This is a genomic window from Mucilaginibacter segetis (genome assembly GCF_016522075.1).
GTDB classification, from domain to species: Bacteria; Bacteroidota; Bacteroidia; order Sphingobacteriales; family Sphingobacteriaceae; genus Mucilaginibacter; species Mucilaginibacter segetis.
The window spans coordinates 1255652-1271807 of the sequence record NZ_JAEHFW010000001.1 but is presented as its reverse complement, the minus strand read 5'-3'; the positions used below and the strand labels follow the sequence as shown (position 1 = coordinate 1271807).

Here is a 16156-nt window from a genome sequence, read left to right as displayed (position 1 = left end):
TTAGACATCATATTGAAATGGATATACTAAAATTTATAACGGCAGGCAGTGTTGATGATGGTAAAAGCACATTGATCGGTCGTTTGTTATACGACAGCGAAGCCATACTGGCCGACCAACTGGAGGCCCTGCATGCATCAAACCGTAAAAACGACGACGGCAGTATTGACCTGGCTATTTTAACCGACGGCCTTAAAGCCGAGCGCGAGCAGGGCATCACCATTGATGTGGCCTATAAATACTTTGAGACCGATAAACGCAAATTCATTATAGCCGATGCTCCGGGCCATATACAATACACCCGCAACATGGTTACAGGCGCCAGCAATGCCGGGCTCGCCATTATTTTAATTGATGCCCGTAAGGGTGTGGTTGAGCAAACCACCCGCCATTCGTTTTTGGTTTCGCTGCTGCAAATTCCGCAGGTAGTGGTATGCATTAATAAAATGGATATGGTGGATTACAGCGAAGATGTGTTTAACCGTATTGTTGCTGATTATAAAAAACTGGCCGCAAAGGTGAATATCAACAACGTTACCTTTATTCCGGTAAGTGCATTAAAGGGTGATAACATTGTTTATCCGTCGATAAATATGGGCTGGTATTTAGGCGACAGCTTATTATCGCACCTGGAAAATGTGAGTATTAAAATTGATGATACTTCGGCACATGCTCGTTTACCTGTACAATGGGTAGTACGGCCGCAAACCGATGAACTGCACGATTACCGTGGATATGCCGGAAGGGTATCAAGCGGGGCCTTCCGTGTGGGAGATAGCGTAACGGTGCTGCCATCCGGTTTTAGTTCTGTTATCTCTAAATTAGAAATTTTCGACAAGCATCCTCAGGAAGTATTAGCAGGCATGTCTGTAACCGTGCATTTACAGGACAACATTGATATTAGCCGGGGTGATATTATTGTAAACAGTGCGGGGCGCCCACAACTATCGAATCTGATAGAAGCCGACCTGTGCTGGATGGATACCCGCCCGCTGGATACTACCCTCACCTATCTGGTACAGCACAACACCAAAACAGTGCGCTGCAAAATACAAGAGATATTATACAAGGTGAACATTAACACACTGGAGAAAGATTACGATGAGGATTTCCAGCTGAATGATATCGGGCGGATAGTAATTAAAACAGCCGAGCCTTTAGCCTTTGACCCTTACCAGCTGAACAAGGCCAACGGCGGCGCCATTATTATTGATAGCCGCACCAATGTAACTGTTGGCGCGTTGATGTTAAGGCAATCGGTAGATTAATGTGATCTGTGCTGTTCAGCGTTTAGCAGGAAATCATTAATATTGAAATCTTAATTCTAAAAAAATGGCTTTCAATTACCGGCGCATCATTATCAAGATCGGCTCCAATGTTATTACCAAGGCAAATGGCCTGCCCGATACTGAACGCATAGCGCATCTGGTAGATCAGATAGCTGCCATTAAAAAGCAGGGTAAACAGGTAATACTTGTATCATCGGGCGCGGTAGCATCGGGTCGTAGTCTCATCACCGTCAATGATAAGCACGACACCGTGGGTACACGACAGTTATTAGCTTCTATCGGGCAGGTAAAGCTTATTAATACCTACACACACCTTTTTGAGCAATTCAACATACTGTGTTCGCAGGTATTGGTTACAAAAGAAGATTTTCGGGACAGGCTGCATTACCTGAACATGCGTAACTGCCTGGAACTGCTTATACAGCACGGTGTAATTCCCGTAGTTAACGAGAATGACGTGGTATCGGTAACCGAGCTGATGTTTACCGATAATGATGAACTGGCCGGGCTTATTGCCTCCATGCTGAACGCCGAAGCCCTTATTGTATTGAGCAATGTTGACGGTATTTATAACGGCGACCCAAAGATGCCCGGTTCTGCGGTAATTACAGACGTTACTAACGAAGGGTTGGACGTTTCAGCATTTGTAAGCACAGGGCGGTCACAGTTTGGGCGGGGTGGTATGCTTACCAAGGCAACCATAGCGCAAAAAACAGCACAGTTAGGTATAGCTGTACACATCGCCAATGGCACAAAAGATAATATATTAACCGATCTGCTTAACAACAACGTAACCCATACCCGTTTTGTACCCACCAAAAAAGCATCGGGTAAAAAGAAATGGATAGCCCATTCAGAGACAGCTGCTACCGGCATTGTACAGGTGAACGACGGGGCAAAAACGGCGCTCACCTCGGGCAAGGCAAGCAGTTTGCTGCCGGTGGGTATTTTAGAAATATTAGCCGATTTTAAAAAGGGAGAGATCATAAAAATTGTTGACGACCGCAACAAGATAATTGGCCTGGGTATGGCAGAGTATGGCGCGGAAAAGGCCAAAGAATGGACGGGCAAACAAAACAAACGACCGCTGGTGCATTATGATTACTTATATTTACAGGGATGATGGACTATACCAACTATTTTGAAAATGCGCTGGCTGCAGCCAGGAGTCTATACCTCAGCCCTGCCGAGATAAACGCGGTATTACTTGACGTGGCTAAAGAAGCCATAACACAGACCCCATACCTGCTTCATGAAAACCAAAAAGACCTGGAGCGTATGGATATTAATGACCCTAAATACGACAGGCTTAAACTAACCGCCGAAAGAATTGCCGCTATTGCCGATGACATAAAAAATGTGACAGAATTAACCAGTCCGTTGGGTGCGGTGTTATCCGAAAAAACATTGCCAAACGGTTTGCATATTTCTAAAGTACGGGTACCGCTGGGCGTGGTAGGCGTCATATACGAAGCCAGGCCCAATGTAACCTTTGATGTGTTCGCGCTATGCTTTAAAACGGGCAATATCAGTGTATTAAAGGGAGGAAGCGATGCAGCATATTCAAATCAGGCTATTATCCAGATCATTCATAATGTACTAACCGCACATGGCGTAAGCACACATGCGGCCACATTGCTGCCTGCAGAACGTGAAGCTACCGAAGCGTTGCTTAAGGCTGTTGGGTACATAGATGTGCTGATACCTCGCGGAAGTCAGAGCCTTATCAACTTTGTGCGCGATAACAGTAAAGTGCCCGTAATTGAGACGGGGGCCGGCATAGTGCATACTTACTTCGACGAAACTGGCGATCTGCAAAAAGCTATTGCTATAATTGATAATGCCAAAACACGGCGTGTAAGCGTTTGTAATGCGTTAGACTGTCTGATTATTAACAGCAAACGCCTGGGTGACCTGCTGCATATTGCTGAACCCCTCATTGAAAAGGGGGTGACAATTTATGCGGATAAATATTCGCATGCGGTATTAGCTGGCTTGTTCTCCGGTGAGTTTTTAAAAGAAGCCTTGCCCGAGCATTTCGGCACAGAATTTTTAGCCATGAAAATGGCGATAAAAACGGTTGATAGTTTGGATGAGGCGCTGGATCATATCGCAAAATATAGTTCCAAACACAGTGAGGCTATTATCACAGAGGATACCATCAATATGGAAACCTTTTTAAACCGGGTGGATGCGGCCGCCGTTTACTTAAACACCTCAACCGCGTTTACTGATGGGGCGCAATTTGGTTTAGGTGCCGAGATAGGTATCAGCACCCAAAAGCTACATGCCCGGGGACCTATGGGGCTGGAAGAACTTACCAGTTACAAGTGGATTATTAAGGGAAATGGACAGATAAGAAAATAACTATTATTTCGCCTTCCACCCCACAAACGATTTAACGGTAGCACAGTTTGGCAAGCCGTTTTTACCTGTGCCAGGCACAGCGGTATGTAATTCGGTCCCCAAATTTATTTGCTGCCACGTAACTCCAGTCAAAGGTATTTTAAGGCGGCCGCTCCAACCACCGCCACCTGCGTAAGAGCCAATATCCAGATAAATAAACCTGCCACCGACCGGCCCCTGCACGTAAGGCCCGCGAAAATCTGGCAGATCATGCGTTCCAGGATTCCCTTTAATTTCAACAACCAAATCAAATTCAAGGTTGCCGCCTTTGGAAGACTGTACTTGCACCGGTTCATATTTCGCGCCGGCACCTTTTTGAAGTGAATATACAAGGTCGGCAGGTGGTTGTTCTAATATAATGTTTAGCGCTATGCTGTTAGGGGTGATAGACATATCTTTGTTAAAGTGATTTTGCAACTTTTATATGTTAAGTAAATGTATAAAACTTGTGGCTTGTCATGCACGCAAATTTTTCATTAATTACCATTTTACCCTATGCTGACCCAAGCCGCAACAACCATAAACACTAAAACCTTATCTTTGCAGCCAATATGAGTAAGCACGGAAGAATATTAGTGGCCATGAGCGGTGGGGTTGATAGTTCAGTAGCAGCAGTTATGCTGCATGAGCAGGGCTATGAGGTGATCGGGCTTACCATGAAAACCTGGGATTACGCTTCTTCCGGCGGCAGCTCAAAAGAAACAGGCTGCTGCAGTCTGGACAGCATTAACGATGCCCGGGCTTTAGCTGTGGGTTATGGTTTCCCGCATTATATACTGGATATCCGTAACGAGTTTGGCGATTTTGTGATCGATAACTTTGTGGACGAATACCTTGCCGGGCGTACACCTAACCCCTGTGTTTTATGCAATACCCATATTAAATGGGAAGCCTTGTTAAAACGCGCCGATAAACTTGACTGCGAATTTATTGCTACCGGGCACTATGCCAACATCCGTTTACAGGATAACGGACGATATGTAATATCTAAGGGAAAAGACGAAAATAAAGATCAATCTTACGTTTTATGGGGCGTTTCGCAGAAAAACCTTGCCCGCACCAAATTTCCGTTAGGCAGTTTCTCTAAACCTGAAATACGGCAGATGGCGGTTGATATGGGGCAATTGGAACTTGCAGGCAAAAGCGAAAGCTACGAGATATGCTTTGTGCCTGATAATGATTATCGCTCGTTCCTGAGGCATAAAGTGGAAGACCTCGATGAACGTGTTGGTGCAGGTAATTTTGTACTGACAGACGGCACCGTTGTAGGTAAACATCAGGGATATCCGTTCTATACCATAGGGCAGCGTAAAGGTTTAGGCATTGCTTTGGGTAAACCCATGTTTGTTACACATATACAACCTGAAACCAATACGGTAACATTAGGCATGGCTGATGAATTGGAACGTAAAGAAGCATGGGTGCGTAACCTTAACCTTGTAAAATACGAAAGCATAAGCGAACCAATTAGTGCGGTAACTAAGATCAGGTATAAGGATGCCGGCACTGAAAGCTCGATAGTACAAATAGGCGACCATATGAAGGTAACTTTTGACCACATGGTATCGGGTATAGCCCCGGGCCAGTCAGCTGTATTTTATGAAGGCAGCGATCTGCTGGGCGGCGGATTTTTAATTTGAGTTATTCTTAAATAAATATTGCGTAACAGGGACTGCCATTAAGTGATATTTATTTATCCAAATTGTTGCGGTTAATGTAATTTAATACTTTACGTTAAAACATTTCCCGCTAAAAATTCTTGCAGCTTTATAGGCTTCAAAATATTTAAACCGCATAAATAATTTGCGTTTCTGATGCATTTTATGTTTTATTTGCAAAAAACAAGCACTTAATGGCCAAAAATTTACTTATAGTTGAGTCACCGGCGAAAGCCAAAACGATAGAAGGATACCTTGGTAAAGATTTTACCGTAAAGTCGAGCTACGGTCATATCCGCGACCTTATCAAATCGGAAGATGCTATTGATATCAACAATAATTTCTCTCAAAAATACGAAGTACCGGCAGATAAAAAGCAGGTGGTTAGCGAGTTAAAGAAACTGGCCAAAGAAGCTGACTTTGTATGGCTCGCATCGGATGAGGACCGTGAGGGGGAAGCTATATCATGGCACCTTTATGATACATTAAGTTTAAAAGAAGTAAATACCCGGCGCATTGTGTTCCACGAGATCACTAAACCGGCTATTTTACGCGCCATTGAAAATCCACGGAAAATAGATTATAATCTGGTAAATGCCCAACAGGCCCGCCGTGTATTGGACAGGTTGGTAGGTTTCGAACTTTCCCCGGTGTTATGGAAAAAAGTAAAACCGTCATTATCTGCGGGGCGTGTACAATCTGTCGCGGTACGTCTGATAGTTGACCGCGAAAGAGAGATCAATAAGTTTCAGTCAGAAGCCGCCTATAAAATAACGGCCATATTTGATAAAGGTAAAAACTCCTTTAAGGCCGACTTAGCAGAGCGTTTCAGCAAACAGGAAGATGCCGAAAAATTTCTGCAGGATTGTATCAAAGCCATTTTTGAGATACGGTCGTTAGAGACAAAACCAGCTAAACGTTCGCCAGCGGCACCTTTCACCACGTCAACCTTACAACAGGAGGCCAGCCGCAAACTGGGTTTTTCTGTATCACGCACCATGACAGTGGCACAAAAGCTGTATGAAGCCGGTAATATTACCTATATGCGTACCGACTCGGTTAACCTGTCGGATACTGCTATAGACGCGGCCCGTGCGGAAATAGTAACTGCCTATGGAGATAAATACTACCAAAAGCGCACCTATAAAACCAAAAGCGCAGGCGCACAGGAAGCACACGAAGCCATAAGGCCAACCTATTTTGACAAACACACTATTGAGGGTGATTCTTCGGAAAAGCGATTATATGAACTGATATGGAAGCGTGCCATAGCATCGCAAATGAGCGAGGCGCAGTTTGAAAAAACAGTGGCTAAGATCAGCATATCTACCCGTAAAGAGGAACTGACCGCTAATGGTGAGGTGATGAAATTTGACGGGTTTTTAAAGGTTTATCTGGAATCGGCAGATGATGATGACGAGGACGACAACAACAGCCTTGACAATGACAATGCGATTTTGCCACCATTAAGTAAAGGGCAATTATTGGATTTGCAGGAGATGACAGCCGTTCAGAGGTTTTCGCGCCCGCCTGCAAGGTACACTGAAGCCAGTTTAGTAAAAAAATTAGAGGAATTGGGTATTGGCCGCCCGTCTACCTATGCTCCTACCATTTCCACCATACAAAACCGCGGATATGTGGTTAAGGAAGAACGAGAAGGAAAACAAAGGGCGTATGAAGTGTTAACCTTAAGCAACAGCAATATTACCCGCGAAACTAAAACAGAAACAACTGGCGCGGAACGGGGTAAATTATCACCTACTGATATAGGCGCTGTTGTAAACGATTTTCTGGTACAGTATTTTAACGGGATAGTGGATTTCCATTTTACCGCGAATGTGGAAAAGGAATTTGATGAGATTGCCCAGGGGCTAAAGGACTGGACAGAGATGATCCGCACCTTTTATGCTCCTTTTCATAAAGATGTAGAAAGCACTATACAAACTGCAGATAAAGCTACAGGCGAACGGGAATTGGGCGTACATCCCGAAAATGGCAAAAAAGTATCGGTACGAATAGGCCGTTACGGTCCGTTTGTACAAGTTGGTGAAAGTAATACGGATAATGAAAATGAAGAAAAGCCATTATATGCCAGCCTGAGAACAGGACAGAGTATAGAAACTATAACTTTAGAGGAAGCACTGGAATTATTTAAACTTCCTAAAGCGGTTGGTGAGTTTGAGGGCAAAGTAATGAAGGTTGCTATTGGCCGTTTCGGACCGTATATTAGCCATAACGGAGCCTTTGTATCTTTACCTAAAGAAATAGATCCGCTTGACGTTACTGAAGAACAAGCCATAGAGTTAATAAATGCCAAACGCAAAAAAGACGCCGAGAAACTGATAAAAACCTTTGACGAAGACCCTACTGTAAAGGTGCTGAATGGCAGATGGGGCCCTTATATTGAATTTGGCAAACAAAATGTTAAGATACCCAAAGATAAAGATCCGGCATCCTTAACTTTTGAAGAATGTAAAGCTTTGGCTGATGCGGCCGAAAAAGCCCCAAAAAAATCAGGCAGAAAATTTGCTAAGAAGAAATAGCAGACGCGGATAATTAGGGTCAGTTAAAATATTAACTAATCTCTGTTTTAATTAAAAGCATTAAAAATGATCAAAGACCTGCCCGAAAACATAGTAAAGGATATCGCCATAGCTGTAGCATTAGAGAGCGAGAATGTGGAGAGCAAAGTATGGTATGTTTACCTGATCAACCTTAAAAATGAGCCTATTGAGAATGTACTGGTCACCTCAAAAGGATATGGCGAAAAAGATGGCGAACTGGTAAAAACATCTGTATTAAGACATTCTTTTCCTGCTATCAGCCCGCAGTCGTACAAACTAATAGAGCCTATAGACGAGCAAACCTTTGGTTTGAATAATGAATATTGGTTGAGCTACTACATTGGCCGCGACATTTTTGACAAAAAATTCATCTTCCTGCCAGAAAGTATAGTAGATGATAATTTTATCAAATTGCCCATGATTAATAAGCCCGGGGTTATGATACGATAGACTGCAATGTTATCATTCGTTGCTAATAGTATTCAACTGATGCATTGACGATTTCAGATCGGCATATAATCTTTTATAAACCGGAAATATCTTATTGTATAACAGATGATTATGCATATCGGGAGTAATAACATCACGATTAGATGCTTCTTTAGAATGGATGAATTGAGTATCAACACCTAAAGCCTCCATAGCTAAAAATATCGCCCCTATTGCTGATGAATCTTCCGACTGTAGCAACACTAACTTCTTCCCCGTAATATCGGCAAGTAACTGTACCCAAACCGGCGATGATATAAATCCACCGCTTATCACAATTTCCTTTACCTGTTCTGATGATTCTTCCACGGCTTTTAATACGTCATTCAGAGCAAAACAGATACCCTCTAAAGCTGCCCGTAAAAAATGCTGCTGCTGATGTTTAGCATTAATATTTATAAAAGCACCAGAGCTTTTGGTATCCCATATGGGAGCCCTTTCACCATACAGGTATGGCAAAAAAACCATACCATTACTTCCGGGAGATACGGCGTCTACCATCTTAAATAATCGCTTGTAATCTTCAGTAGAAACATGCTCTTTTTTCAAAAAGTCTTTCAGCAGCCAGTCGACCGCAGCGCCACCGTTATTTACCGCCCCGCCACAAATAAATGTTTTTTTATTAAGCAAATAGTTAAAGGTCATGGCTTGGTAATTATACACCGGCCTGTTACTGCCTACCCTTACTGCCCCGCTTGTGCCAATAGTGAGCGCCGCTACTGCGTTGCCTATAGCGTTGCCACCTAAATTAGCGCAACAACCGTCACTGGCACCTATGATAAAAGCGGTACTCATACTAATGCCCGGCAACTGATTGCTGGTTGCGTTTAAATTACGTTTATGATCAGTATTAACCGGATTTGACAATTGGTTAGCTGATATTCCTGCAAGTTCGAGAGATGCTTTGTACCATGTCAGTTCTAAAATATCAAACAAACCTGTAGCCGAAGCAATGGAGTAATCCACCTCAAATACCCCAAAAAGTTTATACCATATATATTCTTTTATAGAAATAAATTTACGGGCTTTATTGAAAAGCTCAGGTTCGTTTTGTTTTAACCAGATAATCTTGCATAAAGGCGACATGGCGTAAATAGCTGTTCCGGTATGGCGGTAAATGTCCTCCCCTTTCCCCGACTTCAGAATATTAACAGCAATATCACCGCTCCTGCCATCAGCCCAGGTCATCATATTCATCAGGGATTTACCATCCTCATTTACCGGGGCTATACTGTGCATAGCGCTGCTGAAACTTACAGCAGTGGGCGGATAATTTAATTTATTTGTAACATCGTTTACAGCATTTATAAAGGCTTCCCAAACCAACTCCGGATCTTGCTCACTATAGCCCGGGTTGGGGTTATTAGTTGGGTAATGATATTGGGTGGTGTAGAGAATTTTACCCGTAACGTCAATCGCGACGGCCTTAGTGCTGCCGGTGCCTAAATCAATTCCAATAAAGTATTTTTGCATATAATTTAAAAGGATGATAACTTATGAGCTATTTTTACGTAAAACACTATAATTAATAATCCACAATTATATATTTATTAACAATAGCAGTTCAATATGCATAAAATAAAGTCAGGTTCTAAAAATTTACTCTACTTTTAATAAAAATACCGCTCGCTTACCTCAGCATAGTAATCACATTATTAATGTTTGGAATGGCTTTTGACATTATAGAACTACGCAGGTAGAGTTTTCAGCGTTTTAACAGATAATATTTATTGCAGTATATAATATAACAATCAGCATGAAGAAAAAGTTACTAATTGTTGATGATGATTTAAGCATATTAAAGCTACTTAACTTTATTCTTTCAAAGGAGTACGATATAGTGGTTAAAAATAATGGCATTGAGGCTTTTGGCTGGCTTGAAGACGGCAACATGCCGCAATTAATAATTTCGGATCTGCAGATGCCCTATTTTGACGGACAATCATTTATTAAAAATGTAAAGGTAAGCGGGTATTACCGCAACACACCTGTTATTTTATTATCCGCAGCTTATGACCTGGACGAACAGGTGGCTAACATGCCTTTTAAGGTTGATGCCTATATACATAAGCCTTTTAATCCTACAACCTTAAAATCAGCTATAAATAAAGCGCTGGAAATATATGATGAATCGGACGGCAACTGATTGGAACGAAAACTCAGGCGCCCATATCAGGGTTGCTTATGCAGGCCTTGAACTTAAGGATCTGATCTTTAACGATCTGGGCGAAAACTTCCGAATTGTTTTTAACGATACGCTTAAAGATCTGGAAGAATATCTGGGCGAACAGTCTATCCTTTCTGTTCCGGATATTATATTGGTGGAAGTTGATAAGGAAGAAAAATGTTTTTTGCTTGTTGAAAAATTAAAAGAAAATTTTTTAATGAACGGCCTTATCGTAATAATGCTATCGACCCGGGCCGACAAACGTTTAGTGCAAAAAGCCATGCAGATGAAATTGCATGATTTTTATACCTACCCTTTTCCTACCTCAGATCTCAGGGAGCGGCTTAACTTCCTGGTGAAATTCAAACTCATCAAGCCAAAACTGCTTGAACTTTCTAAAGAGGTTGACATCACTTATGAAGTTCCTCTTGGTAAACGCATGCTTGACCTATTTATATCAGGCATGATGATGTTATTTTTATCCCCTTTATTCCTGATCATCGCTATCGCCATAAAGCTTGATTCAAAAGGGCCTATATTTTATAAAAGCAAACGCGTAGGTACAGGCTACAAGGTTTTTGATTTTTATAAATTCCGATCAATGCGTACAGATGCCGACCAATTGCTTGAACAATTATCGTCGCATAATCAATATGCCGACGAGGGGGCAACCGGAAAAAAAGCTGCATTTGTTAAAATAAAAAATGATCCTCGAATAACAAAATTGGGTCAGTTTTTACGAAATTCGAGCCTTGATGAATTACCTCAGCTATTCAATATATTAAGAGGCGATATGTCTGTAGTGGGTAACAGGCCTTTACCTGTTTACGAAGCAGAAATGCTCACCTCTAATGAATGGTCTATGAGGTTTTTAGGGCCGGCAGGGTTAACCGGCTTATGGCAGATAAGCAAGCGAGGAAAGGAAGAAATGTCGGAACGGGAGCGCAAAAAACTGGATAATTTTTATGCGCAAAAATATTCCTTTTGGTTGGATGTGAAGATCATTATCGGTACTATACCTGCTTTATTTCAAAAAGAAAAAGTTTAAAAAAAAATGAACAAAAAATTGAAATTATTTGGCCTTATCCTGTTCCTACTATTTTCAGGAAATGAATTACGTGCACAGGAAAGCTTCATCTCAGATATTTCATATCCTTATCTCGAAAAACTAATAGCCATAGCTAAAAAAAATTATCCCGAGGTTAAAGTTCGCCAGAGCCAGGTAGCTATAGCTAAAAGTGCCCTTAATCAATCAAAAGCATTATGGCTTGATGCCTTTACAGCATCCTATATATATAGCCCCAAAAACTCGCTCAATCTTATTACACCTACTATTTTTAACGGTTATCAGTTAAGTATTTCTGTCAATATCGGGCAGTTGCTTTCTAAACCATCGGCCGTGCATAGCGCCCGTGAAAGTTTAAATGTTGCACAGTACCAGCAACAGGAATACCTGCTGAGTATAGAAGCTCAGGTAAAAAGACTATATTTCGCGTATTTAGAATCGCAGGCAGAATTACGTGTACGTGCAAGTGCCGTTTTAGACGGCGAAACGGCGGTTAAGCAGTTAAAATATTCGTTTGAGAAAGGCGAAACCACCTTTCAGATATATAATGAGGCTTTAACCAGCCTTTACAATCAAGGGTCATACAAAGTACAGGCAGAACTGGCAATGTTAACGGCGAAAGCAAACCTGGAAGAAATTTTAGGTGTTAAATTAGAAGAGATTAAATAGATATGGAGTTCGCTAACTTTATAAAGGTTTTATGGAAGCATAAGAACATACTGATAATTATTCCGCTGGTAACGATTATCGTATCGTTTTTTTTGGTGAAAAACCTTGCGGATAAATATATATCGAGTGCGCAAATTGCTACAGGTATTGTTGATGAATCGCGCCATTTGCTGGATAAAGATCCTACCGGAATAATACAAGACCAGCAGATAGATCATGAATTCAGCAACCTGATAGAGATAATGAAGCTTAAAAAGCTTATTAATCAGGTATCCTACCAATTAATTTTACATGATTTAACCAGCCCGGTTCCGTTTAAACCCCATAGCAAACTATTTGAGACCATGAATCAGGCTGCAAAAAAGCATGCCGTAGATGTATTTACATATAAGTTTAACCATTTAGAGGCATTAGACTATTATAATGAGGATGAAAATGGCTTAAATGAACTGCTGAGATCAATGGATTATGATGAGAGGGAATTAAGAAAAGATCTCACTATTTATCGTGATGAATCGAGTGATTTTATCACTGTTACTTATGAATCACAAAATCCGCAACTTTCGGCATTTGTAGTAAATGTGTTATGCAAGGAGTTTATTAATTATTATACGCATACCATAAAACAAAACGAAACAGATGCAGTAAAATTCCTGGCCGCATTGTTAAAAGCTAAGCGCGATACATTAAACGAAAAAACACAGCAACTGCAGAATTACAAGATAAAGAACGGTGTACTTAACCTGGACGAACAGTCAAAATCGATATTCGACCAGATAATGACCTATAGAGATCAAAAACTACAGGCGCAAAAGGATGTGGCATCGTATAATGGCGCCCTGGCTAAAATAAATGATAAATTTGACCCTAATGATCGTAAATATATAGAAGCGAGTACCAACAAATATAATCAAGCTGTTGTACAAACACAAGATCAGTTGCACCTGCTAACTGATAAGTATGTAAGAAGCAACTTTGATCCGCGGTATAAAAAATCGTTAGATTCCCTGACCAGCAAACTTGCATTGCAGTTAAATCAAACATCAGATAATTACATCAGCAATCCGTTAGTAGCTAAAGATGACCTTGTTAGACAAAAATTGACTTTGGAGGTATCACGTGATCTTGCAAAATACAGCGTACAAGCTATAGATCAGGCATTAAATAACCTGAACGCTAAGTTTGATCGTTTGGTTCCGTTTGATGCCACTGTAAAAAAGTACAATTTTGATATTGAAATAGCCAGTAAAGAGTATATGGATGTATTGGCTAAGTATAATGAAACCAACCTGCAATCCACTATTTCTATAAAATTACGCCAGGTAGAAGATGCCGCTCCTGAAGCAGCAGAGCCATCCAAAAAAATGCTGCTTATAATTTTAAGTGGCATTGTAAGCTTTGGTTTTTGTGTAATTATACTGTTCATCATATTCTTTTTTGATGATACGGTTAAAGAACCTGCAGATCTGGTAAGCAGAACCAACCTGCCTTTGCTGGGTTATTTAAATGTGATAAGCGGCACACTTGATCTTAAAAAACTATGGGATGTTGAACATAGGGATAAGATGAAAAAGTTCAAGGAACTTATTCGTTCCATACGTTTTGAGATCGATCAGGAATTACATGGAGAGAAGGTTTTAGGTATCACCAGTTTAGACGGCGCAGAAGGCAAAACCATTTTAGCCATAAGTTTGGCCTACTCCTATTCCATGATCAATAAAAAAGTATTATTGATTGATGGTAATTTTAACAATCCAACCATCAGCAACACAGCCCAACCTAAAATATATATTGAGGATTATTTTAAAAACAATCCGGACGATTACGAATCATTCTCTAATTCAACTAACGTAATGGGTAACCATGGCGGCGATGTTACCTTGCTGGAAGTAAGCGATGAAAACTTTATCCGCAGCAGGTTTAACGAATTAAAGGTTAAATATGATATTATAATTATTGAAGCGCCTTCGCTTGATTCGCTCAATAAATCAAAAGAATGGTTATTGTTTACTAACAAGGTAGTTGCTGTTTTTGAGGCCAATAAAGACATAAAAAAATCAGAAAAGGAATACATTGATTATCTGAAAGACCTTAATGGTAAATTTGCCGGTTGGATATTAAATAAAGCCAATTTTAAAGACGGCAGACCGTAATACGATTCTAATATTACAGGATTATTGCCTGCCAAAAAATACTTCTGCTAAAATGAAGATTGAACCTAACAAAAGTAAAATTGACCCGTATGCTAATTTAACTCCGCTTGAAAAAAAAACGCGGTTAGTTGCTATAGTTGCTGCATTTTTTGGGGTGTTTGTTTGGGCAGCAAAAATTCTATTTTTTTAAGCTGAATCAGTTACATGTTTAAAAGCCAGGTAAATAGTAGTTTTAAATGGTTCCGTAAAAAAGTTCTTTCGGGTAAATATGCAACCCTGAATTTAATTCTGCTGTTGATACCTGCAGCAATTTTCATAAGCGTGGTTACTGCTAAAGCCGGTATTATTGGCGTTGCAGGTTTGCTGGTTTTAATTATAGGCTTACCTGTATTATATGGTATTATAGCTTACCCTGAGTTTGGCATAGCTATATTAATGATTGTAGCTTTCCTTTTAAACTACGCATCAGAATTTCTACCACCTGACCTGCCTACAGGTGTATTACTTGACGGTATAACCTATTTACTCATATTCGGCTTTTTTGTTAAGCAAAAGTTCGAAAGTAACTGGGAGTGGTTTAAAAATCCAATCAGTTACCTGGTGCTGGCCTGGCTGGCATACAATTTTTTAGAGGCCGCAAACCCGGAATCACCTTCGATATTGGCATGGGTTTATACAGTAAGAACGGTGGGTTTTATCATGCTGATGTATTTCATATTCCTGTATCAGGTACGTACCATACAATACATCAGATTTTTGATAAAGCTTTGGCTTGCACTGGCGCTTATTGCTGCCATTTCCGGTTTTCAGCAAGAAAATTTTGGTTTAATGGCGTTCGAAAAAACATGGTATTATTCAGATCCGTTACGGCTTAGCTTCTTGTTCATTAACGGGCACTTGCGTAAGGTGGCCATTTTTCCGGATCCGGTAACCTTTTCATATAACATGGTGGTTGCTGCTATATTGTGTATTTGTCTGATGATGATGAACATCAGCAGAACTAAAAAGATACTGCTTGGCTGCGCAATTCCGTTTTTTTTATTGGTGATGCTATATTCGGGTACACGAGGCGCATATGTACTTTTACCCGCCGCCATGATGATGCTGGCAATAGTAAAATTCAACAAAAAAATAATAGCCGGAGTGTTAGTTGCCGGTTTTTTATTAGGGGTTGTAATTATTATGCCAACATCCAACCCTTACATTAAACGCTTTCAAACGGCATTTAACCCAACCGAGGACGCTTCTTTTAATGTACGTGCCGAAAACCAAAAAAAAATAAAGCCGTATATACTCTCGCACCCTATTGGAGGCGGATTGGGATCCGTAGGAATATGGGGACGCAGATTTGCGCCAAATTCATACCTGGCGAAATTTCCGCCCGATAGCGGTTATGTACGGGTAGCAGTTGAAATGGGCTGGATAGGATTAATATTATTTTGCACGTTAATGTTTGTAATATTGTATACGGGCATCAATCATTATTACCTGATAAAAAACCCGGAACTAAAAACTTATTGTTTAGCCATGATTTTGGTGATATTTGTATTTAATGTTGGCAACTACCCGCAACAGGCATTGGTACAATATCCGTCTAATATTTTATTTTACCTTGCAACGGCCTTATTAAACGTAACAATTAGATTGGATAGAGAAGAGCAAGAGAAAGCCGGAAAAATGTTAATAAATTAGTCA

General features: G+C 40.7%; 13 protein-coding genes. 11 read left to right on the top strand and 2 right to left on the bottom strand.

Features of this window, described 5'->3' with window-relative positions:
* The first annotated feature begins 17 nt into the window (after nucleotides 1-17).
* From I5M19_RS05780 to I5M19_RS05770, 3 genes are all read left to right on the top strand, one after another.
* On the top strand, nucleotides 18-1268 hold the full coding sequence (locus I5M19_RS05780) for a sulfate adenylyltransferase subunit 1 (RefSeq protein ID WP_200066107.1): 1251 nt from the start codon (nucleotides 18-20) through the stop codon (nucleotides 1266-1268).
* A 64-nt stretch (nucleotides 1269-1332) separates the two neighbouring features.
* Nucleotides 1333-2412, top strand: a complete 1080-nt coding sequence (proB, locus tag I5M19_RS05775; RefSeq protein ID WP_200065208.1) for a glutamate 5-kinase — start codon at nucleotides 1333-1335, stop codon at nucleotides 2410-2412.
* Nucleotides 2409-3656: a glutamate-5-semialdehyde dehydrogenase gene (locus I5M19_RS05770; RefSeq protein WP_317193215.1), complete on the top strand. Its 1248-nt coding sequence runs from the start codon at nucleotides 2409-2411 to the stop codon at nucleotides 3654-3656. Before proB ends, I5M19_RS05770 begins: the two co-directional genes overlap by 4 nt.
* A gap of 3 nt (nucleotides 3657-3659) precedes the next feature.
* Here the strand turns inward: I5M19_RS05770 and I5M19_RS05765 are convergent, their stop codons facing one another.
* Nucleotides 3660-4088: a DUF5990 family protein gene (locus tag I5M19_RS05765; protein WP_200065205.1), complete on the bottom strand. Its 429-nt coding sequence runs from the start codon at nucleotides 4086-4088 to the stop codon at nucleotides 3660-3662.
* 158 nt (nucleotides 4089-4246) lie between these two features.
* On the opposite strand from I5M19_RS05765, the gene mnmA reads away from it, so the two are divergent.
* The 3 genes from mnmA to I5M19_RS05750 all read left to right on the top strand — a co-directional run bounded on the left by mnmA (nucleotide 4247) and on the right by I5M19_RS05750 (nucleotide 8367).
* The gene (mnmA, locus tag I5M19_RS05760) at nucleotides 4247-5335 is read left to right on the top strand and encodes a tRNA 2-thiouridine(34) synthase MnmA (protein ID WP_200065203.1); all 1089 of its coding nucleotides are present in this window, start codon (nucleotides 4247-4249) and stop codon (nucleotides 5333-5335) included.
* Between the two features lie 212 nt (nucleotides 5336-5547).
* The gene (gene topA / locus I5M19_RS05755) at nucleotides 5548-7896 is read left to right on the top strand and encodes a type I DNA topoisomerase (RefSeq protein WP_200065201.1); all 2349 of its coding nucleotides are present in this window, start codon (nucleotides 5548-5550) and stop codon (nucleotides 7894-7896) included.
* Nucleotides 7897-7962: 66 nt separating this feature from the next.
* Entirely contained in the window at nucleotides 7963-8367 is a 405-nt protein-coding gene (locus I5M19_RS05750; RefSeq protein WP_200065198.1) for a hypothetical protein, read from the top strand.
* A 12-nt stretch (nucleotides 8368-8379) separates the two neighbouring features.
* On the opposite strand, the gene I5M19_RS05745 is transcribed toward I5M19_RS05750, so the two are convergent.
* A complete protein-coding gene (locus tag I5M19_RS05745; RefSeq protein WP_200065195.1) occupies nucleotides 8380-9879 on the bottom strand; it encodes a gluconokinase in 1500 nt (499 codons plus the stop codon).
* A 283-nt stretch (nucleotides 9880-10162) separates the two neighbouring features.
* On the opposite strand from I5M19_RS05745, the gene I5M19_RS05740 reads away from it, so the two are divergent.
* From I5M19_RS05740 to I5M19_RS05720, 5 genes are all read left to right on the top strand, one after another.
* Nucleotides 10163-10552 carry a response regulator gene (locus I5M19_RS05740; protein ID WP_200065192.1) on the top strand — a complete coding sequence of 130 codons (390 nt, stop codon included), beginning with the start codon at nucleotides 10163-10165 and terminating at the stop codon, nucleotides 10550-10552.
* Nucleotides 10530-11621: a sugar transferase gene (locus I5M19_RS05735; protein WP_200065189.1), complete on the top strand. Its 1092-nt coding sequence runs from the start codon at nucleotides 10530-10532 to the stop codon at nucleotides 11619-11621. Before I5M19_RS05740 ends, I5M19_RS05735 begins: the two co-directional genes overlap by 23 nt.
* A 6-nt stretch (nucleotides 11622-11627) precedes the next feature.
* Nucleotides 11628-12308 carry a TolC family protein gene (locus tag I5M19_RS05730; RefSeq protein WP_200065186.1) on the top strand — a complete coding sequence of 227 codons (681 nt, stop codon included), beginning with the start codon at nucleotides 11628-11630 and terminating at the stop codon, nucleotides 12306-12308.
* 2 nt (nucleotides 12309-12310) lie between these two features.
* Nucleotides 12311-14461, top strand: a complete 2151-nt coding sequence (locus I5M19_RS05725) for an exopolysaccharide transport family protein (RefSeq protein ID WP_200065183.1) — start codon at nucleotides 12311-12313, stop codon at nucleotides 14459-14461.
* Between the two features lie 204 nt (nucleotides 14462-14665).
* A complete protein-coding gene (locus I5M19_RS05720) occupies nucleotides 14666-16153 on the top strand; it encodes an O-antigen ligase family protein (RefSeq protein ID WP_200065180.1) in 1488 nt (495 codons plus the stop codon).
* The last annotated feature ends 3 nt before the right edge of the window (nucleotides 16154-16156 follow it).

Bases quoted from the DNA above. Each gene is read 5' to 3' on its own strand.
- I5M19_RS05780 (WP_200066107.1), top strand. From the start codon at position 18: ATGGATATACTAAAATTTATAACGGCAGGCAGTGTTGATGATGGTAAA.
- proB (WP_200065208.1), top strand. From the start codon at position 1,333: ATGGCTTTCAATTACCGGCGCATCATTATCAAGATCGGCTCCAATGTT.
- I5M19_RS05770 (WP_317193215.1), top strand. From the start codon at position 2,409: ATGATGGACTATACCAACTATTTTGAAAATGCGCTGGCTGCAGCCAGG.
- I5M19_RS05765 (WP_200065205.1), bottom strand. From the start codon at position 4,088: ATGTCTATCACCCCTAACAGCATAGCGCTAAACATTATATTAGAACAA.
- mnmA (WP_200065203.1), top strand. From the start codon at position 4,247: ATGAGTAAGCACGGAAGAATATTAGTGGCCATGAGCGGTGGGGTTGAT.
- topA (WP_200065201.1), top strand. From the start codon at position 5,548: ATGGCCAAAAATTTACTTATAGTTGAGTCACCGGCGAAAGCCAAAACG.
- I5M19_RS05750 (WP_200065198.1), top strand. From the start codon at position 7,963: ATGATCAAAGACCTGCCCGAAAACATAGTAAAGGATATCGCCATAGCT.
- I5M19_RS05745 (WP_200065195.1), bottom strand. From the start codon at position 9,879: ATGCAAAAATACTTTATTGGAATTGATTTAGGCACCGGCAGCACTAAG.
- I5M19_RS05740 (WP_200065192.1), top strand. From the start codon at position 10,163: ATGAAGAAAAAGTTACTAATTGTTGATGATGATTTAAGCATATTAAAG.
- I5M19_RS05735 (WP_200065189.1), top strand. From the start codon at position 10,530: ATGATGAATCGGACGGCAACTGATTGGAACGAAAACTCAGGCGCCCAT.
- I5M19_RS05730 (WP_200065186.1), top strand. From the start codon at position 11,628: ATGAACAAAAAATTGAAATTATTTGGCCTTATCCTGTTCCTACTATTT.
- I5M19_RS05725 (WP_200065183.1), top strand. From the start codon at position 12,311: ATGGAGTTCGCTAACTTTATAAAGGTTTTATGGAAGCATAAGAACATA.
- I5M19_RS05720 (WP_200065180.1), top strand. From the start codon at position 14,666: ATGTTTAAAAGCCAGGTAAATAGTAGTTTTAAATGGTTCCGTAAAAAA.